This window comes from Pseudomonas sp. AGC41 (genome assembly GCF_057334555.1).
This window is the reverse complement of record NZ_JBHFJB010000048.1, coordinates 9,627-12,223: the sequence shown is the minus strand read 5'-3', so window position 1 is coordinate 12,223 and position 2,597 is coordinate 9,627. Positions and strand designations below refer to the sequence as shown.

Genomic DNA, 2,597 nt, shown 5'->3' with positions numbered 1-2,597 from the left:
GCATCCTACATCACCGGTTCAGGCAGACCGCTTTCGCGAGCAGGCTCGCTCCCACAATTGAGTTTTCTGCAGACATGAAAAAAGGGGCTCCAAGAGCCCCTTCGTTCACTGCCCTAAGCCTTTACTGACCTGGAACATCCTTGCGCAGTTTCACCGGATCCTGCTGCTTGCGCTTGCGTGCCATCGCGGTACGCATCTTGATATTGATCGCTTCCACCGCCAGCGAGAACGCCATGGCGAAGTAGACGTAGCCTTTAGGCACATGCACGTCGAACGATTCGGCGATCAGTACGGTACCGACCACCAGCAGGAACGACAGCGCCAGCATTTTCAGCGACGGATGCTTGTCGATGAACGTGCTGATGGTGCCCGAAGCCAGCATCATCACCAGTACGGCGACGATGATCGCGGCAACCATGACCGGTACATGGGAGACCATGCCGACCGCGGTAATGACCGAGTCCAGGGAGAACACGATGTCGATGATCGCGATCTGGATGATGGTGTAGATGAAGTTGCCGCCCTTGACCGAAGGCTCGTCGCTGTTTTCCTCTTCGCCTTCCAGCGCGTGGTACATCTCCTGGGAGCTTTTCCACAGCAGGAACAGGCCACCGAAGAACAGGATCAGGTCGCGGCCGGAGATGCCCTGGCCGAATACTTCGAACAGATCGGCGGTCAGGCGCATCACCCAAGTGATGGACAGCAACAACAGGATCCGCGTGATCATCGCCAGCGCCAGGCCGAAGATCCGGGTGCGGGCCTGCATGTGCTTGGGCATGCGGCTGACCAGGATCGAGATCATGATGATGTTATCGATACCCAGGACGATTTCCAGGGCGGTCAGGGTAAAGAAGGCAACCCATATTTCCGGGTTGGTCAGCCATTCCATGTGAGTTCCTTTGAGCGAGTGTTAGGCCGCGCCGCGCCTTCGGTTAACCGACAGGGGCGTCGCGGCGGGCGTTGCTTTTATAGAGTGCTGAACAGCGGAAAAATCCCCATCAGCAAGGCGGCGAACATTATGCACAGGCAAACCAGTACTGCCCACTTCAAGGTGAAGCGTTGGTGATCGCCGAATTCGATCCCGGCCAGGGCCACCAGCAGGTAAGTCGACGGAACCAGCGGGCTCAGCAGGTGAACGGGCTGGCCGACGATCGAGGCACGGGCCATTTCCACGCCAGTGATGCCGTAATGGCTGGCGGCTTCGGCCAAAACTGGTAACACCCCGTAATAAAATGCATCGTTCGACATGAAGAAAGTGAACGGCATGCTCACCAGCGCGGTGATGACCGCGAGGTAAGGACCGAGGAAGTCCGGGATCACTGCCAGCAGGCTCTTGGACATGGCATCGACCATGCCGGTGCCGGACAGGATGCCAGTGAAGATACCTGCCGCGAAAATCAGCCCGACCACCGCCAACACGCTGCCGGCGTGGGCCGCGACGCGGTCTTTCTGTTGTTGCAGGCATGGGTAGTTGACGATCATCGCGATACTGAACGCCACCATGAACAGCACCGGCAGCGGCAACAGGCCGGCAATCAGCGTGCACATCAGGGCCAGGGTCAGTGCGCCGTTGAACCAGATCAGTTTCGGACGGCGGGCGTCCGGAAACTGCGAGACGCTGATTTCGCTGTGGTCCATGTCGTCACCGGCCAGGTGCAGCTCACCCAGACGCGCACGCTCGCGTTTGCCGTACATGTAGGCAATCGCCAGGATCGCCACGACGCCGGCCAGCATCGCCGGGATCATCGGGACGAAGATGTCGGACGGATCCACATGCAGCGCACTGGCCGCCCGAGCGGTTGGCCCGCCCCAGGGGGTCATGTTCATCACGCCGCCGGCGAGGATGATCAGGCCCGCCATGATCTGCGGGCTCATGCCGATGCGGCTGTAGAGCGGCAGCATGGCGGCTACGCAGATCATATAAGTGGTCGCGCCGTCACCATCGAGGGAAACGACGAGCGCCAGAACGGCGGTGCCGACCGAAACTTTCAAGGGGTCGCCCTTGACCATCTTGAGGATCTTGCGCACAGCCGGGTCGAACAGGCCGGAGTCGATCATCAGGGCGAAATAGAGAATCGCAAACATCAACATCACCCCGGTCGGGGCAAGCTTGGTGATGCCTTCGAGCATCATCGGGCCGATCTTCGGCGCAAAGCCACCGAACAGCGCGAACAGGATCGGAATGATGATCAGGGCGATCAGCGCGGACAGGCGCTTGGTCATGATCAGGAACATGAACGTGATGACCATGGCGAAGCCAAGGAAAGTCAGCATGGGAAATACTCCAGGCGTGGCGCGGCGGGCAAAGGCGAACCGAAACGGTCAGCGCAGGATGCAGGGCTCGGGACGGACGGATGGAGGGGATGCAACGGGACGGGTAGCAGCGGACATCAGAATCACCATTGTTGTTGTTAAAAAGGCCGCACGAGCATTCGAACGCTCGTTTCTGGCCACCGGTCTTTTGCCGGTAGGTGAGGCGATCCTAATCGCGCAAGCTTTCAGCAGCCTTTCGCTGCCGCAATGGTTGATGACCGGCCTGCTTTCGCTGCCGCAATGGTTGATGACCAATCTGCTTTCGTGGGGGGGGGGGGGGGGGG

Annotated in this window: 3 protein-coding genes; 1 reads left to right on the top strand and 2 read right to left on the bottom strand. The window is 59.7% G+C overall.

Annotation, left to right across the window (positions count from 1 at the left end):
- Positions 1-121 precede the first annotated feature (121 nt).
- Positions 122-889, bottom strand: coding sequence for a TerC family protein (locus ACE04F_RS09535; RefSeq protein WP_305497790.1), 768 nt, complete (start codon positions 887-889; stop codon positions 122-124).
- Between the two features lie 77 nt (positions 890-966).
- Positions 967-2,274: a CitMHS family transporter gene (locus ACE04F_RS09530; protein ID WP_305497791.1), complete on the bottom strand. Its 1,308-nt coding sequence runs from the start codon at positions 2,272-2,274 to the stop codon at positions 967-969.
- Here ACE04F_RS09530 and ACE04F_RS09525 point away from each other — a divergent pair.
- On the top strand, positions 2,273-2,597 hold a 325-nt coding region (locus tag ACE04F_RS09525; protein ID WP_486106180.1), incomplete at its 3' end, for a hypothetical protein. The two genes, ACE04F_RS09530 and ACE04F_RS09525, sit on opposite strands and share 2 nt — an antisense overlap.

Coding starts and splice junctions, on each gene's coding strand:
- ACE04F_RS09530 (WP_305497791.1), bottom strand. CDS start 2,274: ATGCTGACTTTCCTTGGCTTCGCCATGGTCATCACGTTCATGTTCCTG.
- ACE04F_RS09535 (WP_305497790.1), bottom strand. CDS start 889: ATGGAATGGCTGACCAACCCGGAAATATGGGTTGCCTTCTTTACCCTG.